The organism is Methylocystis sp. sgz306128, from assembly GCF_056032725.1.
The window spans coordinates 284927-301661 of the sequence record NZ_JBVYWO010000002.1 but is presented as its reverse complement, the minus strand read 5'-3'; the positions used below and the strand labels follow the sequence as shown (position 1 = coordinate 301661).

15 protein-coding genes and 1 tRNA gene are annotated in these 16735 nt (G+C 59.9%); 15 read left to right on the top strand and 1 reads right to left on the bottom strand.

Annotated elements, in window-relative coordinates; all coding sequences use genetic code 11:
• The first annotated feature begins 96 nt into the window (after positions 1–96).
• From AC0N03_RS05290 to phoB, 9 genes are all read left to right on the top strand, one after another.
• On the top strand, positions 97–1233 hold the full coding sequence (locus tag AC0N03_RS05290; protein ID WP_474287524.1) for a Gfo/Idh/MocA family protein: 1137 nt from the start codon (positions 97–99) through the stop codon (positions 1231–1233).
• A 103-nt stretch (positions 1234–1336) separates the two neighbouring features.
• Entirely contained in the window at positions 1337–2347 is a 1011-nt protein-coding gene (locus AC0N03_RS05285; RefSeq protein WP_474287523.1) for a lysylphosphatidylglycerol synthase transmembrane domain-containing protein, read from the top strand.
• Positions 2348–2358: 11 nt separating this feature from the next.
• Positions 2359–3417, top strand: coding sequence for an ATP-binding protein (locus AC0N03_RS05280; RefSeq protein ID WP_474287522.1), 1059 nt, complete (start codon positions 2359–2361; stop codon positions 3415–3417).
• A 156-nt stretch (positions 3418–3573) separates the two neighbouring features.
• Positions 3574–4614, top strand: a complete 1041-nt coding sequence (pstS, locus tag AC0N03_RS05275; RefSeq protein WP_474287711.1) for a phosphate ABC transporter substrate-binding protein PstS — start codon at positions 3574–3576, stop codon at positions 4612–4614.
• 60 nt (positions 4615–4674) lie between these two features.
• Complete coding sequence (gene pstC / locus AC0N03_RS05270) at positions 4675–5670, top strand: phosphate ABC transporter permease subunit PstC (protein WP_474287521.1); 996 nt, start codon at positions 4675–4677, stop codon at positions 5668–5670.
• 1 nt (position 5671) lies between these two features.
• Positions 5672–6511 carry a phosphate ABC transporter permease PstA gene (gene pstA / locus AC0N03_RS05265; protein WP_474287520.1) on the top strand — a complete coding sequence of 280 codons (840 nt, stop codon included), beginning with the start codon at positions 5672–5674 and terminating at the stop codon, positions 6509–6511.
• On the top strand, positions 6508–7287 hold the full coding sequence (pstB, locus tag AC0N03_RS05260) for a phosphate ABC transporter ATP-binding protein PstB (protein WP_474287519.1): 780 nt from the start codon (positions 6508–6510) through the stop codon (positions 7285–7287). The genes pstA and pstB overlap by 4 nt, the downstream gene beginning before the upstream one ends.
• A 14-nt stretch (positions 7288–7301) precedes the next feature.
• Positions 7302–8024: a phosphate signaling complex protein PhoU gene (gene phoU, locus AC0N03_RS05255; RefSeq protein WP_474287518.1), complete on the top strand. Its 723-nt coding sequence runs from the start codon at positions 7302–7304 to the stop codon at positions 8022–8024.
• Entirely contained in the window at positions 8024–8788 is a 765-nt protein-coding gene (gene phoB, locus AC0N03_RS05250; RefSeq protein ID WP_474287710.1) for a phosphate regulon transcriptional regulator PhoB, read from the top strand. Before phoU ends, phoB begins: the two co-directional genes overlap by 1 nt.
• 75 nt (positions 8789–8863) lie before the next feature.
• Here the strand turns inward: phoB and AC0N03_RS05245 are convergent, their stop codons facing one another.
• Positions 8864–9388, bottom strand: coding sequence for a GcrA family cell cycle regulator (locus tag AC0N03_RS05245; RefSeq protein WP_474287517.1), 525 nt, complete (start codon positions 9386–9388; stop codon positions 8864–8866).
• Between the two features lie 359 nt (positions 9389–9747).
• Here AC0N03_RS05245 and AC0N03_RS05240 point away from each other — a divergent pair, with 359 nt between their 5' ends.
• The 6 genes from AC0N03_RS05240 to AC0N03_RS05215 all read left to right on the top strand — a co-directional run bounded on the left by AC0N03_RS05240 (position 9748) and on the right by AC0N03_RS05215 (position 15777).
• Complete coding sequence (locus tag AC0N03_RS05240) at positions 9748–10926, top strand: acetylornithine transaminase (RefSeq protein ID WP_474287516.1); 1179 nt, start codon at positions 9748–9750, stop codon at positions 10924–10926.
• Positions 10927–10935: 9 nt separating this feature from the next.
• Complete coding sequence (argF, locus tag AC0N03_RS05235) at positions 10936–11877, top strand: ornithine carbamoyltransferase (RefSeq protein WP_474287515.1); 942 nt, start codon at positions 10936–10938, stop codon at positions 11875–11877.
• Positions 11874–12833: an Hsp33 family molecular chaperone gene (locus AC0N03_RS05230; protein WP_474287514.1), complete on the top strand. Its 960-nt coding sequence runs from the start codon at positions 11874–11876 to the stop codon at positions 12831–12833. The genes argF and AC0N03_RS05230 overlap by 4 nt, the downstream gene beginning before the upstream one ends.
• Before the next feature lie 285 nt (positions 12834–13118).
• Positions 13119–14027: a glycosyltransferase family 4 protein gene (locus AC0N03_RS05225; RefSeq protein WP_474287513.1), complete on the top strand. Its 909-nt coding sequence runs from the start codon at positions 13119–13121 to the stop codon at positions 14025–14027.
• Positions 14028–14151: 124 nt separating this feature from the next.
• Positions 14152–15564 (top strand): sensor histidine kinase, encoded by a 1413-nt coding sequence (locus AC0N03_RS05220; RefSeq protein ID WP_474287512.1) that lies wholly within the window; start codon positions 14152–14154, stop codon positions 15562–15564.
• A gap of 136 nt (positions 15565–15700) precedes the next feature.
• A tRNA-Arg gene (locus AC0N03_RS05215) sits at positions 15701–15777 on the top strand.
• The last annotated feature ends 958 nt before the right edge of the window (positions 15778–16735 follow it).

Genomic DNA, 16735 nt, shown 5'->3' with positions numbered 1-16735 from the left:
TCAATTCAGAATGTATATTCTTTTTTGAAATTATGTTTCAATCGCTGCAAATTTCGTGAAGCGGGCGCGCAGCGCGCCCAGACAATGAGGAAACCCATGCAAAAATTACGTGTCGGATTGATCGGAACAGGCTTCATGGGCAAATCCCATGCACTGGCATGGAACGCCGTCAAAGCCGTCTTCGGCGATGTCGCACAGCCGGAGCTCCGCCTGCTCTGCGATGCCGACGAAGCGCTGACCGGCCGGCGCGCCGGCGAATATGGCTTTGCCGGCTGGACAACGGATTGGCGCGCGCTTGTCAATGATCCGGCAATCGATGTCGTCTCCATCACCACGCCGAACGGAATGCACCACGAAATGGCGCTGGCGGCGCTGAAGGCCGGCAAACATGTCTGGTGTGAAAAGCCGATGGCGCTGACGCTGGATGAAGCGCGCGCCATGCGCGATGCCGCAAAAGCCAGCGGCAAGGTAACCATGCTGGGCTATAATTATACCCGCAATCCCGCCATTGCCCATGCAAAAGCCCTGATCGAGAGCGGCGCGATCGGCCGGGTCTTTCATTTCCGCGGCTGGGTCGACGAGGATTATCTGGCCGCGGCCGAAATTCCCTGGTCATGGCGCGCAACGCTCAAGGATGCCGGGCTCGGCGTGCTGGGAGACCTGATGTGCCATCTCGTTTCGCTGGCCAGCATGGTGTGCGGGCCGATAGAGCGCATTATCGCCGATACGGATATCGTACACCGTGAACGCCCGATGCCCGATGCGCCCGGCAAGACCGGAACCGTCGAGAACGAGGATGTTGCCAACGGACTGGTGCGCTTCGCCAATGGTGCCAGCGGCGCCCTGCTCGCCAGCCGCGCGGTCTGGGGCCGCAAGAACTGGCTGGGCTTCGAGGTTCATGGCACGGAGGGCACGATCCTGTTCCAGCAGGAACAGATGAACGAATTGCAGCTTTTCTCGCGCAGGATCGCGGCGGACGACGTGAAATCCCTGCAGGGTTTCAAGCGCATCCTCACAGGTCCGGCCCATGCACCCTATGGCCAGTTCTGCCCGGCCCCCGGCCACGGCCTCGGCTTCAACGATCTCAAGATCATAGAATGCGCCGAACTCATCCGGGCGATCGAGGGCAAGGGCACGGCCTGGCCGGATTTTTCGGCTGGCTATGAGATCGAACGCGTCATTCACGGCTTTGCCGAATCTCAGCAAAGCGGAAAATGGATAAACCTGCGCTGAGCGAACCGCGTAAAATAGTTGGAAAGCGCGGATGTGATGCCTTGCGGCTGTCATATTACCTGCCTATTGACTATATGTTCTGAAACAGAGGCAGACGCGGAAGATGGAGGACAAAAAAACGGCGGAGGCGACGGAAACCGACTTTGACACCGGAACCCATCCTCGTCTGTGGCGCGCCATCGGCCTGAGTGCTTCGGCCGCGCTGATCTTCGTCGCGGTGCTCATTCTGGCGCGCACACTGCGGGCCATTGATGTGGCCGAACTGCGCGCCGCCTTCGATGCGACACGTCTCGAGCAATTTCTCATGGCCGGCGGTTTTACCGCGCTCTCCTATGCGGCACTGACCGGCTATGACGCGCTGGCCCTGCGCCATCTGCGCGCGAAAATTCCGCTGAGCGTCACCGCGCTGGGTTCCTTCACATCCTATGCGATCTCGTTCACGCTGGGCTTTCCCATTGTCACGGGCGGGGCGGTGCGGTTCTGGACCTATGCGCGGGCCGGCTTGTCTGCGGGCAAGGTGGCCAGCCTGACCGTGATCGCCGGCATCACCTTCTGGCTCGGCATGGGAACGGTGCTCGGCGTGGGCATGATTCTCGAGGCGGGCGCCATCGCCGATCTCAATTATTTCAAGGTGGACGTCAATATTCTGATCGGCCTCGCCATATTGGGCGTGATCAGCGCCTATCTCGTCTATGTCGGCCGGCGGCGTCGGCGCATCCGCTGGCACAGGTTTCGCCTTGAGCTGCCGGGGCTGTCCGTGACGCTGGGGCAGATGATGCTCGGCGTCATCGATGTCTGCGCGGGCGCGGCAACCCTCTATGTGCTGCTGCCTGAAGGCCACGGGCTCGCCTTCATCACCTATGCGGCGCTCTATGTCTTTGCGGTCATGCTCGGCATTGCCAGCAATGCGCCGGGCGGCATCGGGATTTTTGAGGCCACGATGCTCAAGGTCATTCCCAATGCCTCGACTTCGGCGATCCTTGCCTCGTTGCTGATGTTCCGCGTGATCTATTATGTCGCCCCCTTCATTCTGGCGCTGGCCCTGCTCGGCGCGAGCGAAATCATGCGTCGCTGGCAGGCCCTACGCTCCGCCATGGAAGAAGCGGACGAATAGGCGGATAACCGATGGCTGACAGAAACCGGACCTCCCCGACCACAAGCTTTGCAGCCGCGCTGCTGGAGGCCCTGCCCCATCCGGTGCTGATCGTCGACCAGAATGTGCGCATCGTCGCCGCCAACAGCGCAGTGCGTAAAATATTGCCCGGCCTGCGCCTCAACGAACCGCTGATCCTGACCCTGCGTGCGCCCGATGTGCTTTATGCCGTGGCCCGCGTCCTGACGAACAAGCGGGGAGAAAACACGCTGCTGCATGAGCGTGTGCCGGTGGAACGGGTTTTCGATGTCACGATCACGCCGCTCGATGTGCCGGGGCAGATCGCCTCGGCTGCGGTGCTGGCGCTCACGGACATGACGGAAGCGCGGCGGCTTGAGCAGATGCGCGTCAATTTCGTCGCCAATGCCAGCCACGAGCTGCGCACGCCGCTGGCCTCGATCCTGGGATTTGTCGAAACGCTGCAGGGCCCGGCAAAGGACGACGCAAAGGCGCGCGGCAAGTTTCTCGAAATCATGCGCGATCAGGGACGCCGCATGTCGCGGCTGGTCGATGACCTGCTCTCGCTCTCGCGAATCGAGCAGAAGGCGCATCTGCGGCCGGAAAATCCCGTCGATCTCAGCCTGATCGTCCAGCATATCGTCGAGACGCTGCTGCCTCTGGCCAAAGAAAACGGCGTCGAAGTGCTGCGCGCGATCGATACGGGCATGGTGATTGCGGGCGACCACGATGAACTGGCCCGCGTATGCGAAAACCTTATCGAAAATGCAATCAAATATGGCGTCTGGGACGAGCAGGGCAAGCTCAACCAGATCGAGATCAACCTGCTCCGGCAGGAGAATGAGGCGGTGCTCAGCATCCGCGATCATGGCCCCGGCATTGCGGCGGAACACCTCCCGCGTCTGACGGAGCGCTTCTACCGCGTCGATGACGGACAGAGCCGCGCCAAAGGCGGGACGGGCCTTGGCCTTGCCATCGTCAAGCATATCGTCGCCCGGCACAGAGGCCGGATGAACGTGGAAAGCACGATCGGTCAGGGCACTTGCTTCACCGTGGCCTTTCCGCTGATATAATTTGATTTTCAGCAATGAAAACATTGCAATAGACTGTCATAATACTGAGATCAAATTTTCATATTATCGTGATCGAAAGCCTATAGGACTCCCGTTGCGTGCCGAGGGCGCGCAATCCGCACACGCCTTAACGAACGAAAGAGGCACTTTATGAAGATTTCCGTTTCCCGCGCAGCTCTGGCTGCCGTCATTGTTGCCGGCACTGTCCAGACCGCCTTCGCGATGGATATTTCCGGCGCCGGCTCCACCTTCGGCTATCCGATCTACGCCAAATGGGCTGACCTCTACAAGAAAGAGACCGGCAATGGCCTGAACTACCAGTCCATCGGTTCCGGCGGCGGCATCAAGCAGATCAAGGCCAATACCGTGACCTTCGGCGCATCCGACATGCCGCTGAAGCCGGATGAGATCAAGGCTGCGGGCCTTGTCCAGTTCCCGACAGTCATCGGCGGCGTGATCCCGACCGTCAACCTTGACGGTATCAATGCCAATGAGCTGAAGCTCGACGGCACCACGCTGGCCAGCATCTATATGGGCAAGATCACCAAGTGGAACGACGCGGCCATCGCCAAGCTCAATCCGTCCGTCAAGCTGCCTGATCAGGACATCGTGGTCGTGCACCGCGCCGACGGTTCGGGCACCACCTTCATCTTCACCGACTACCTCTCGAAGGTTGACGCTGAGTGGAAGGACAAGGTTGGCGTGAACACCTCGGTCGAATGGCCGGTGGGCGTCGGCGCCAAGGGCAACGAAGGCGTCGCCAACAATGTCAAGCAGACCAAGGGCGCAATCGGCTATGTCGAATATGCCTATGTCAAGCAGAACAAGATGACCTCGGTCGAGATGATCAATCAGGCCGGCAAGGCCGTCGCCGGTGACGCCGCCGCCTTCCAGGCCGCCGCTGCTTCGGCTGACTGGGCCAAGGCCGATCATTATTATGTCGTCATGACCAACGAGCCGGGCGACAAGTCCTGGCCGATCGCCGGCGCCACCTTCATCCTGATGCATGCAAAGCCGAGCGACGAGGCTGCAAGCCGCGAGGCCCTGAAGTTCTTCGACTGGGGTTACACCAAGGGCACGAAGGCCGCTGATGAGCTCGACTACGTGCCGATGCCCGCCTCGGTGATCACGCAGATCGAAAAGACCTGGACGGACGAGATCAAGGGCGCCGACGGCAAACCACTGTTCTCCAAGTAATAATCCGGCCCGCGGGTGCTGTGCATCCGCGGGTCTTTCCCGTGTTTTAAAAGAGCGCATATGAGCGACAGCCTAATCCTGCACCGCGAAGCCAGCCCGCTATCTCAGGCGGCCAGACGTTCCGCCCTCAGCCGCTTCCGGATCGGCGACCTTCTGTTCCACAACGCCACCATGGCGTCCGCCTTTGGTGTTCTCATCCTGCTTGGTGGTGTGATCGTCTCGCTGGCGATCGGCGCGGCGCCCGCTCTCGGACATTTCGGCTTCGGCTTTCTCTTCAATCAGACCTGGAATCCCGTCACCGAGAAATTCGGCGCGCTTGCAGCTATCGGCGGCACGCTGATCACATCGTTTCTGGCTCTGGCCATCGCCGTGCCGCTCAGCACCGGCATCGCCATATTCCTGACCGAACTCTGCCCGGCCATGCTCCGGCGCCCGCTCGGCATCGCCATCGAGCTGCTGGCAGGCATTCCGTCGATCATCTACGGCATCTGGGGTCTGTTCGTTCTCGTGCCCTTCCTGCAGACGCAGGTTCAGCCCTTCCTCATCAAGCTGTTCAAGCCCGTGCCCGTCCTGTCCAGCCTGTTTGCCGGCCCGCCCTATGGCATCGGCATGCTGACAGCCGGCCTGATTCTTGCCGTGATGATCCTGCCTTTCATCACCTCGGTTATGCGCGACGTCTTCGAGACCGTGCCGCCCGTGCTCAAGGAGGCCGCCTACGGCATCGGCTGCACCACCGCGGAAGTGGCAGCCAATATTGTCTGGCCCTTCACCCGGGTCGGGGTTATCGGCGGCATCATGCTCGGTCTTGGCCGCGCGCTCGGCGAGACCATGGCCGTTACTTTCGTCATCGGCAATGCCCATAAGCTCACCGCCTCGCTGCTGGCGCCGGGCACGACGATCTCGGCGACAATCGCCAACGAATTTCAGGAAGCCACCGGCGACCTTTACACATCGTCGCTGGTCGCACTCGGCCTGATCCTGTTTCTGATCACGTTCATCGTTCTGGCCGCCGCCCAGCTGCTGCTGTTCCAGCTCAATCGCAAGGCGGGGAAGTAAAATGACACCTTATCGCCTGCGCAAATGGCGCAATAAGCTGATCATGGCGCTGTGCTATGCCGCAACGGCCGTCGGCCTCGGCGCGCTGGCGCTGATTCTGTTCGCACTGATCGTCGAGGGCGCGCCCGGGCTTTCCCTGAGCGTCTTCACCCAGATGACTCCGCCGCCCGGCTCCAACGGCGGTCTTGCCAACGCAATTTTCGGCAGTGTCGTCATGAGCGCGATCGGCGTGGCGGTGGGCACGCCCATCGGCATTCTGGCGGGCACCTACATGGCTGAATATGGTAAATATTCAAAGGCGACCTTCGTCATCCGCTTCGTCAACGATATTCTGCTCAGCGCGCCCTCGATCGTTGTCGGCCTGTTCATTTACCAGATTCTTGTGCGGCCGATGGGTCATTTCTCGGGCATCGCCGGTGCGGCATCCCTTGCCATTCTGGTGATTCCGGTTGTGGTTCGCACAACCGAAAACATGCTCAATCTGGTGCCGCCGCACCTGCGCGAGGCGGCGACCGCGCTCGGCATGCCGCGCTGGCTAGTGATATCGCAGGTTGCTTACCGGGCGGTGCGCGCCGGAATCCTCACCGGCGTGCTGCTGGCCATTGCCCGCATATCGGGAGAGACGGCGCCGCTGCTGTTCACCGCGCTCAACAACCAGTTCTGGAGCACCGATCTCAACGCGCCCATGGCCAGCCTGCCTTCCACCATTTTCCAGTTCGCCATGTCACCTTACAAGGAGTGGCAGCAACTGGCCTGGACGGGCGCTCTGCTGATCACGGCCGCTATCCTGCTGCTGAGCATCATTGCCAGAACATTGACATCCCAAAGGAAATCCGGATGAACCTCATCACCCCCGAACAACTGGAAGAAAAAGTCTCGATCCGGGATATCAAGTTCTATTACGGCGCCACGGAAGCCCTCAAGGGCATCACGCTCCCGCTCTACAAAAACAAGGTGACGGCTTTCATCGGCCCTTCGGGCTGCGGCAAGTCCACGCTCCTGCGCATTCTCAACCGCATCTACGAACTTTATCCCAATCAGCGCGCCGAAGGAGAGGTGCTGCTCGACGGCGAAAACATTCTGAGCAAGGATCAGGATCTCAACCTGCTGCGGGCCAAGATCGGCATGGTGTTCCAGAAGCCGACGCCATTTCCGATGTCGATCTATGATAATATCGCCTTCGGCATCAATCTTTACGAAAAGCTGCCGAAAAGCGAGCTCGACGGGCGCATCGAAGAGGCGCTGCGCAAGGCCGCGCTCTGGGAAGAAGTGAAGGACAAGCTCAGGGCGAGCGGCCTCAGCCTTTCGGGCGGCCAGCAACAGCGCCTGTGCATCGCCCGCACCACAGCCGTAAGGCCGGAAGTCATCCTGCTCGACGAGCCGGCCTCGGCGCTCGACCCGATATCGACGGCGAAGATCGAAGAGCTTATCGACGAGCTCAAGGAACAATATACGATCGCGATCGTGACGCATAACATGCAGCAGGCCGCGCGCGTATCGGATTATACCGCGTTCATGTATCTCGGCTCGCTGATCGAATTTGACATCACGACCAGGATTTTCACCTCACCGGCCAACAGCCGCACACAGGATTACATTACCGGTCGCTTCGGCTGACATGAGGATTGATTATGACAGAACATATTGTTGCAGCCTTTAACAAGGAACTGGAATCCCTCGGCAGCAAGATTGCCGAAATGGGCGGCATTTCCGAAAAAATGCTTACCGATGCGATGGAAGCGCTGGGCACGCTCAATCTTGACCTCGCCCGCGACGTTATCGCCGCCGATACCCGCCTCGACATGCTCCAGCGCGAGATCGAGGATGCGGCTGTTCTGACCATCGCGCGCCGCCAGCCCATGGCCGTCGACCTGCGCGAAATCGTCGCGGCCATCCGTGTTTCCGGCGATCTGGAACGCGTCGGCGACCTCGCCAAGAACCTGGCCAAACGCACGCTGAAAATTGCCAGGGAACAGCGCCCGCAATTGCCACGGGCCATCATCGGGGTGCGCCACATGGTGGATATCGCCGCCATGATGATGAAGGATGTGCTCGATGCCTATGCCCGCCGCGATATCGCGCTGGCCAGATCGGTATGGGAGCGTGACAGCGAGCTCGATGCGCTTGAGGATTCCGTATTCCGCGACCTGCTGACCTTCATGATGGAGGATGCGCGCAACATCACGCTCTGTACCCATCTTCTGTTCTGCTCCAAGAACATCGAGCGCATCGGCGACCATGCCACCAATATTGCCGAAACCGTTTTCTATCTGGTGACAGGCCAGACATTGCCGCTGGAGCGCCCGCGCGGCGGCCTTGAGGCGGATGACCAGACCGGGAGCAACGGCAAATGATGAGCTTGAGCAAAGCGCGCCAGAATTTTGAAGGCGCCGCCTCGGGACCAAAGCCCGTCGGCCAGACCGCGCCGCGCGTTCTTATTGTCGAAGACGAAGCTTCTCTGTCGCTTCTGCTGGCTTACAATCTCGAAGCCGAAGGCTATCAGGTGGAGCGGGCGGAGCGGGGCGACGAAGCCGAACTGAAGCTGGCCGAATCCCCGCCTGATCTCGTTATTCTCGACTGGATGCTGCCCGGCGTCTCCGGGCTTGAAATCTGCCGCCGGCTGCGGGCGCGCGAGGCCACCAAGACCCTGCCGGTCATCATGCTCACCGCGCGGGGCGACGAAGGCGAACGTGTGCGCGGCCTCTCGGTGGGCGCGGACGATTATGTGGTCAAGCCGTTTTCGGTGCCCGAACTTATGGCCCGGGTGCGCGCCCTGCTGCGCCGCGCCAAGCCGGAGCGCGTGGCCGCGCGCCTGAGGGCCGGAGATCTCGAACTGGATCGCGAAACCCACCGCGTCACACGCAATATGCGCGACATTCATCTCGGGCCAACAGAGTTCCGCCTGCTCGAATTCATGATGGAACGTCCGGGCCGCGTCTTCTCGCGGGCGCAATTGCTGGATGGCGTCTGGGGCATTTCCGTTGAAATTGACGAACGCACGGTGGATGTGCATGTGGGCCGGTTGCGCAAGGCCTTGTCGCGCGGGCGGGAGCGGGACCCCATCCGTACGGTGCGCGGCGCGGGCTATGCCTTCGACGAGACATTCGGCAAGCATTAACACCGCTCACACGCTGCCCGGATGCAAAGCACGCCACCCAGAAAAAAGGCCCCGAACAAGGGGCCTTTTATCGTTTCAGGCTGACTTTGCCACTTTCTGCTGCGCGCGGCGGCGATCGTGGCTTGGCTGATAGGCGATGCGGGCATGCGGCCCGCAATAGGTCTCGCCGGGACCGGAGCGTGTTCCGCAGAAGCGGAATTCCGGTGTGGACGGGTCGCCCAGCGGCCAACGGCACATGGATTCGCGCAGTTCCATGATGGTGACGCGCTCGGATATCGGAATCACCACTTCAGAAGCGGGGCGCTCCCGTACTTCCGGCTCGGCATCGGCAGCGACCTGCATCACCATCGCCGTATTGCCGCGCACATGCGTGACAGTGCGCGCGGCATGGCTGCGTTCAACCGGCTTTGCAGGACTGCGGTTACGGGCAACCGGCGTGATCGAGACCTTGTCACGCCCGGAAAGGCCGAGACGATGCACTTTGCCGATCACGGCATTGCGCGTGATGGCATGGCCGAGTTCGGCGGCGATCTGGCTGGCGCTGTGTCCGTCGAGCCATAGTTTTTTCAATAATTCAACGCGCTCGTCTGTCCAGGACATGTCAATTTCCTTAAAACAATGGTCGCGGTCCAATATTCAGAATCCTCCCGCACCATCCGAAGACAAAGCCCGCGGATGCCTGGCGCAGCAAGCAGTTTGAGAAGCCTGGAACACGATATGTCGTGGTTAACGATTTTTTAAATACACCATTCGTTGAATCCCGCGCAAGAGTCCGCGCCCGTGTTTATGGGCTGCAGACTCGTTTTCCCCAGCCCATTTCAGTGATTCTCTGTTCGTTCTTTTATTTGACCAAACCGAGTCAAGATATTAAATAGAAAATGTGGTGCCGCTCTTGCATGAGAGCGGCCCTTTGATTTTGATCCCGCCCGTTCAGGCCTCACTCAAGGAGTTTGACCCCCGTGTCTTCACCCCTTTTACCGACTTTTGCGCGCGCCCCTCTTTCGTTCGGGCATGGTGAAGGCGTCTGGCTGTATGCGCAGAACGGCGAGCGATATCTCGATTTCGGCGGCGGCATCGCCGTCAACGCACTGGGCCATGCACATCCGCATCTCGTGGCAGCGCTGCAGCAGCAGGCCGCCAAGCTCTGGCATGTGTCCAACCTGTTCCAGATTCCTGAAGGCGAGCGTCTGGCGCAGCGGCTGGTTGACGCAACCTTCGCCGATCAGGTGTTTTTCACCAATTCGGGCGCCGAAGCTCTGGAATGCGCCATCAAGATGGCGCGCAAATATCACGCAAGCCAAGGGCACCCCGAGAAATTCCATATCATCACCTTCGAGGGCGCCTTTCACGGACGCACGCTGGCAACCATTGCTGCCGGGGGCCAGCAGAAATATATCGATGGCTTCGGCCCCAAGGTCGCCGGCTTCGATCAGGTGCCGTTCGGGGACATCGATGCGCTGCGCGCAATGATCGGCCCGCAAACCGCGGCAATTCTCATCGAGCCCATTCAGGGCGAGGGCGGCGTGCGCGTGGTGCCGACGCAATTCCTGCGCGCCCTGCGCTCGCTGTGCGACGAACACGGCCTGCTGCTGATCTTCGATGAAGTCCAGACCGGCGTCGGCCGTACGGGCCGCTTTTTCGCGCATGAACTGGCCGGTGTCGAACCGGACATCATGGCCGTGGCCAAGGGCATCGGCGGCGGTTTTCCCATGGGCGCATGCCTGTCCACATTCGAGGCGGGACGCGGCATGACGGCAGGCGTGCATGGCACCACTTTCGGCGGCAATCCGCTGGCCATGGCGGTCGGCAATGCCGTGCTCGACGTGGTGCTGGAGCCGGGCTTCATCGAGCATGTGGCCGAACTTGGCCTGCTGCTGCGCCAGCGGCTTGCCGAACTGAAGGACCGCCACCCCGGCGTCATCGGGGAAATTCGGGGCGAGGGCCTGATGCTGGGCCTCAGGACCGTCGTGCCGAATACGGATTTCGTGGCCGCCGCGCGCGACCAGCACATTCTCGTCATTCCGGCGGGGGATAATGTCGTGCGTCTGCTGCCGCCGCTCATCATCACCGAGCAGGATATTTCCGAGGCTTTCCGGCGGCTGGATGCCGCCTGCGCCGCCCTCGAACATAAAGCGTAAGGACAAGGCATGACCAAAGCGCCACATGCACCACGGCATTTCATCGACCTGACGGAACATAGCGGCGAGGAGCTGCGGCGCATCCTCGCTGAGGCTGCTCGCATCAAGGCCAAAAGACGCAAAGGCGAAGTTGCTGCCGAAAAGCCGCTAACCGGCAAGACGCTGGCCATGGTGTTCGACAAGCCATCCACCCGCACGCGCGTTTCCTTCGATGTGGGTATGCGCGAACTGGGCGGCGAAACCCTCATGCTCACCGGAACGGAAATGCAGCTTGGCCGCGGCGAAACCATCGCCGATACGGCGCGGGTGCTCTCGCGTTTCGTCGATGCGATCATGATCCGCATTCTCGACCACGAAGCCATGCAGGAACTCGCCGCCCACGCCAGTGTGCCGGTGATCAACGGCCTGACCAAGCGCAGCCATCCCTGCCAGATCATGGCTGACGTGCTGACCTTCGAGGAGCATCGCGGGCCGATCGCCGGGCGCACCATCGCCTGGACGGGCGACATCAACAATGTGCTCACCAGCTGGATTCACGCGGCCCAGCGCTTCGATTTCACGCTGAATATAGCGGCGCCTTCGGCTTTTCGCCTGCCCAAGGCGGTGGCCGACTGGGCCAAGGCCCATGATACGCGCCTCAATCTGACGGAAGACCCGCTGGAAGCAGCGCGCGGCGCCGATGCCGTCGTCACCGATTGCTGGGTTTCCATGGGCGACGAGGAGGAGGAGCGGTTCCGCCACAACCTGCTCAAGCCCTATCAGGTCAACGAACGGCTGATGAGCTACGCCAAGCCGGACGCGATCTTCATGCACTGTCTGCCAGCCCATCGCGGCGAAGAAGTGACCGACGCCGTCATGGATGGCGCGAATTCCGTTGTCTTCGATGAGGCGGAAAATCGCCTGCATGCGCAAAAAGGCATTCTGGCCTGGTGTCTTGGGGCCCTGGCATGACCCAGGCGGTGGACATGACGGGCGAGCATGACGATCTTGTGCTGCCCTTCACGGTGGAGCCGCTGGATGTGCGCGGCCGCGTGGCGCGTCTTGGCGCGGCATTCGATGAGATCGTTGCCAAGCATGGCTACCCGCCGGCGGTGTGCCGCGCGCTGGGCGAAGCGCTCGCGCTGACCGGCCTGCTTGGCTCAGCCCTTAAAATTGACGGACGTTTCCAGCTCCAGACCAAGACTGACGGCGCGATAAGCATGATCGTGGTGGATTTTGACTCGCCCGATAAATTGCGCGCCTATGCCCGTTTCGAGGCAGACAGGCTCGACGCAAGCGCCAGCACCGCGGCTCTCATCGGCAAGGGGCATCTGGCGCTCACCATCGATCAGGGCGCGGACATGTCGCGCTATCAGGGCGTTGTCGTGCTGAACGGGGAAGGATTCGAGGCTGCCGCGCATCATTATTTTGACCAGTCCGAGCAGATTCCAACGCAAATCCGCCTCGCGGTCGCCGAGGACATGACCACGCAGGGCAGCCGCTGGCGCGCCGGCGGCCTGATGGTGCAGTTCATGCCGCAATCGTCGGAACGCCGTCCGGCCGATCTGCATCCCGGCGACGCGCCCGAAGGAACCGAGATTCCGGATATTGCGGAAGACGATGCCTGGACCGAGGCGCGGGCTCTTGTGGGCACCATCGAAGATCACGAACTGGTCGATCCGACCCTTACACCGGAAGATCTGCTCTACCGCCTGTTTCACGAGCGGGGAGCAACCGTGTTCGGGGCGCTGCGCCTGCGGCACGCCTGCCGCTGCTCGCGACAGGGCATTCTGACAATGCTCAGCCGGTTTGACGCACAGGAACAGGCCGACATGCGCGGCGAGGACGGCAAAATCGGCGTCACCTGTGAATTCTGCTCGACCCATTATGAGATCGATCCCGGCGAAATAGAGCCGGATGCCGGATAAAGCTACGCTTTAATATAAAGCAGCCTTCAGTCTTTGTTAAACGCTGTCATGAATCATGAAGTCATGGTTCATGACAATAAAAAGCAGGAAAGTTGCCGCATTCTTCTTGTGCAGACACAGGCTGAGCTTGGCGGCGCGCAGGAAATTTCCCGGCTTATATTTCAAGAATTTACCTCAAGCGGCGCGGATATTCATCAGCTTTTCTTTTTCCGGCGGACAAATTCATTCGACGATGCGCCAAACAGCGTATTCTGTGCACAGGCCCGCCCGCGGAATCTGGTACAGATGGCACGGTTCTTGTGGAATTTATTCAGGCTGATGCGCCGGATCCGCCCGGATACGGTGCTGACGTTCCAGCATTACGGCAATGTGATCGGCGCGGTCTTTGCGCGGCTGGCGGGCGTGCGGCATGTCATCGCCAATATCAATACAGCACCGGAGCTGATCAGCAGGCCCGTGCAGATGCTTGATATGCTCTGTGGCGTAAGCGGCATTTACGACCAGATTGTCGTCAATTCCGCCAGCACCGAGAACGCATGCGCCGGACAACCGGCGGCCTACAGGCGAAGGCTGATGCGGATCGACCACGGCTTCGAGGACAAGAGCATCGCGCTGGCCAAAAGCGCCGCGCGGGCGCGTCTCGGCCTTGATCCGTCGGTTATTCTGCTTGGCTGCGTTGCGCGCCTGCATCCGCTGAAAAACCTTGACGCGGCCGTACGCCTGCTGCGGCACGACGAAAGCTGGCATCTGGCTCTTTGCGGACAGGGCGGCGAAAAGGAGACGCTGGTGCGCCTTGCCCGCAGTCTTGATGTCGCGGACCGCCTGCATTTTGTCGGTGAACTTCCGCCGCAGCAGGTGGGTGTCTTTCTGGCAGCGCTTGATGTGTTTGTCTTTCCAAGTCTGGCGGAGACATTTGGTCTGGCTGCGGTCGAGGCCGCGCAGGCCGGCCTGCCGGTGGTGGCCAATGATCTTGCGGTACTGCGAGAAGTTCTCGCCACGGCGCAGGGCGAATGCGCCCTGTTTGTGCATGCTGCGGACGAACAGGAGTTTGGTGGCGGCGTTGCCCGCATCCTCGCGGATCAGGATTTGCAGAATCATCTGCGCCGCCGCGCCAAAAGCCTGAAGGAACGCTATTCTCTGGCGCGCATGTGCAATGCCTATCAGCGGCTCATCGAAGCCGGGCGCAGAAAGTAGCAGCCGAATTGGCATTGTCTGGCGCGGCCGCATCGGGCTAGAATGATGATATTCATAGCGCGGGTTTTGTCTGCAGGTCTTTCGTGGCTGATATTTTATTTTTCTCTTCTCCGGACTCCGCCTCATGAAATCTCCGGGATTGAGCGCACGCGTCAGCCTTCTTCTCGTCGCGACCCTCATCCTGACGGAAATCATCATCTTCGTGCCGGCCATGACCAATTTCCGGCTGAGCTGGCTTAATGACCGCCTCGCCGCGGCCCATACTGCAGCGCTGGTTTTTGCAGCAAGCCCCTCGGACATGATCCCGCGCCAGCTGGCGATGAATATTCTTGATTCCGTCGGCAGCAAAACCATCGCCATCAAAATGCATGGCGCCAAACGGCTGCTGGCCGTCTCCGACATGCCGGTGATGGTCGACGAGACAATCGATATGCAGGACCCTTCCTGGATCAATCCGGTCATCGATGCGGCAAGAACGCTGTTTGCGGGCAAAAACCGTCTTCTCAACGTCAAAGGGCCAGCGCCGATGGGCGGCGATTTTATTGAAATTGTTATCGATGAAGCGCCGCTGCAAAAAGCCATGCGCGCGGCAGCCCGGACATTTCTGGGCATCTCGGTGCTGATTTCCGGTCTGGTGGCTCTGGCGGCGGGTCTGGCGCTGCGCACGATGGTGCTGAGGCCGGTGCGCCGCCTCACCAATAATCTGATGCGCTTTGCCGAGGAGCCCGAGGATGCAACGCGCATCATGGCGGCATCGGGCGCGGGACACGAGATCGGGCAAGCCGAAATCGCGCTTCAGCATATGCAGACGGCGCTGTTCCAAGAATTGAAGAACAAGAAACATCTGGCGGCGCTTGGTCTGGCGGTCGCCAAGATCAACCATGACCTTCGCAACATGCTGGCTTCCGCGCAATTATTCTCAGACCGGCTGGGCCTGCTCACAGACCCGCAAGCGCAAAAGACCGGCGCACGCCTCATTGCCGCGCTAGACCGCGCGCTAGCGTTCTGTCAATCGACGCTGGATTACGGACGCAGCAGCGAACGGCAGCCGCAACCGGAATTCCTGATTTTATCGGACGCGGTCACCGATGTCATTGAAACCTCCGGTCTGGCCGGACGCGATGCACTCACAATCGCCACCGATATTCCGGCAAATCTGCGGGTCTATGCAGACCCCGAACAACTGGCCCGCATTCTGCTCAACCTGCTGCGCAATGCCGCCGAGGCCCTGCGGGCCATGCCCTCGCCGGGCGCTCACGGCAGCATGATCGGCATACGCGCCGGAGAGCAGGATCAGCACGTCTGGATCGAGATTTGCGACAACGGACCGGGCATTGCCCCGGAGCGGCGCGAAGGTCTTTTTGAGCCCTTTCATGGCTCTGACAAGGCTGGCGGCTCGGGACTGGGATTGCCCATCGCCGCCGAACTGCTGCAGGCCCATGGCGGCAGGATCATGTTGCAGGACAGCTTGCAAGGCGCATGTTTCCGGATCATTCTGCCCGCTCCGCCGCTGCCAGCCCCGCGCCGGAACGCCTAACGGACAAAGTATGACGATATTTTGCTCGGAGGAAATTCCGGCAATTTACGTGTTTTTGCAGTTGCCTTTTGGCAAAAGAGCGGCTACACACACCCTGCTTGCGGCTAAAGCCGCCAGCACGTCCTCCGGACATTGCGCGCCCGTAGCTCAGCTGGATAGAGCATCAGACTACGAATCTGAGGGTCAGAGGTTCGAATCCTTTCGGGCGCGCCATTATTTTCAATGAGTTAAGCAGAAAATTATTGATACGTGCTTCCACAGAGCTACAAAGTGGAAGCACCGTGGAAGCACAGCGGTCCAGTTCAGTCACCTTAGAAATTGGTAGACACCAGCTTTCTGCCAATCGGTTGAGGGAATAGCATGGCAGATGCAACCTGGCAGGAACGGAAAAGTTGCCAGCTTGATCCAATAAAATTGTAGGACAAATAATTCTTTTTAGCCCTGACATCCCCGAGGGGGTTTTTATTATTGCCAGGGGGGGGGGTAGTTCCACAATGCCCTGTAGCGGACAGGTAAATTTTTCAAAATCTTATGACTGAAGGTTTAAGGAAGCTATCTGAGACATTCAAAAAAACTGTCAAAGCGCATCAAAAGCTGCACGAGCGTCATAGAAATGAATAAATGAACTGATGGTCATAGTAGTCCTTATTTTCTGAACCGCTGGTCGCTAGCTAAGAAGTCCGATTGCCATCGATTGAAAATAGTGCTCCGTGAAATCGTTATAAATCCGCCGATTCACCGCTAATCAGCCAAGATTTCTGTAACATGGTCTTACATCTATATGTAAGGTCTCCGCCTTATCGGGCCTTTGTCACAAAAGTATACGAGATGACCTGCGATCATCAGGCAGCGCTCGTCGTCAGGTACACTTGCACATCTCGCTCGGTCGCTACGAACTAACGGTTGAACTAGAAAGCTATTCGATGACTTGCCACAGATTGGCCTGATAAAATCAAAAAACGCGTCGCTGACTACCCAGAAGTCATCACGCCAGCTTGGCTGATGGGCGCGATGCTGGAACTCGTGAAAGAGACGGCGGACTGCATTGACTTCCGGTTCCTCGAACCGGCCTGCAGCAGTGGCAATTTTCTCGTTAAAATTCTCCGGCGCAAACTCACTGTAGGAGACGTGAATTACGGAAAGTCCGACTTCGAGCGCCGACCCCATTGTT

Excerpts from the sequence above, each read along its gene's own strand:
- AC0N03_RS05290 (WP_474287524.1), top strand. The coding sequence starts at position 97 with ATGCAAAAATTACGTGTCGGATTGATCGGAACAGGCTTCATGGGCAAA.
- AC0N03_RS05285 (WP_474287523.1), top strand. The coding sequence starts at position 1,337 with ATGGAGGACAAAAAAACGGCGGAGGCGACGGAAACCGACTTTGACACC.
- AC0N03_RS05280 (WP_474287522.1), top strand. The coding sequence starts at position 2,359 with ATGGCTGACAGAAACCGGACCTCCCCGACCACAAGCTTTGCAGCCGCG.
- pstC (WP_474287521.1), top strand. The coding sequence starts at position 4,675 with ATGAGCGACAGCCTAATCCTGCACCGCGAAGCCAGCCCGCTATCTCAG.
- pstA (WP_474287520.1), top strand. The coding sequence starts at position 5,672 with ATGACACCTTATCGCCTGCGCAAATGGCGCAATAAGCTGATCATGGCG.
- pstB (WP_474287519.1), top strand. The coding sequence starts at position 6,508 with ATGAACCTCATCACCCCCGAACAACTGGAAGAAAAAGTCTCGATCCGG.
- phoU (WP_474287518.1), top strand. The coding sequence starts at position 7,302 with ATGACAGAACATATTGTTGCAGCCTTTAACAAGGAACTGGAATCCCTC.
- phoB (WP_474287710.1), top strand. The coding sequence starts at position 8,024 with ATGAGCTTGAGCAAAGCGCGCCAGAATTTTGAAGGCGCCGCCTCGGGA.
- AC0N03_RS05245 (WP_474287517.1), bottom strand. The coding sequence starts at position 9,388 with ATGTCCTGGACAGACGAGCGCGTTGAATTATTGAAAAAACTATGGCTC.
- argF (WP_474287515.1), top strand. The coding sequence starts at position 10,936 with ATGACCAAAGCGCCACATGCACCACGGCATTTCATCGACCTGACGGAA.
- AC0N03_RS05230 (WP_474287514.1), top strand. The coding sequence starts at position 11,874 with ATGACCCAGGCGGTGGACATGACGGGCGAGCATGACGATCTTGTGCTG.
- AC0N03_RS05225 (WP_474287513.1), top strand. The coding sequence starts at position 13,119 with ATGGCACGGTTCTTGTGGAATTTATTCAGGCTGATGCGCCGGATCCGC.
- AC0N03_RS05220 (WP_474287512.1), top strand. The coding sequence starts at position 14,152 with ATGAAATCTCCGGGATTGAGCGCACGCGTCAGCCTTCTTCTCGTCGCG.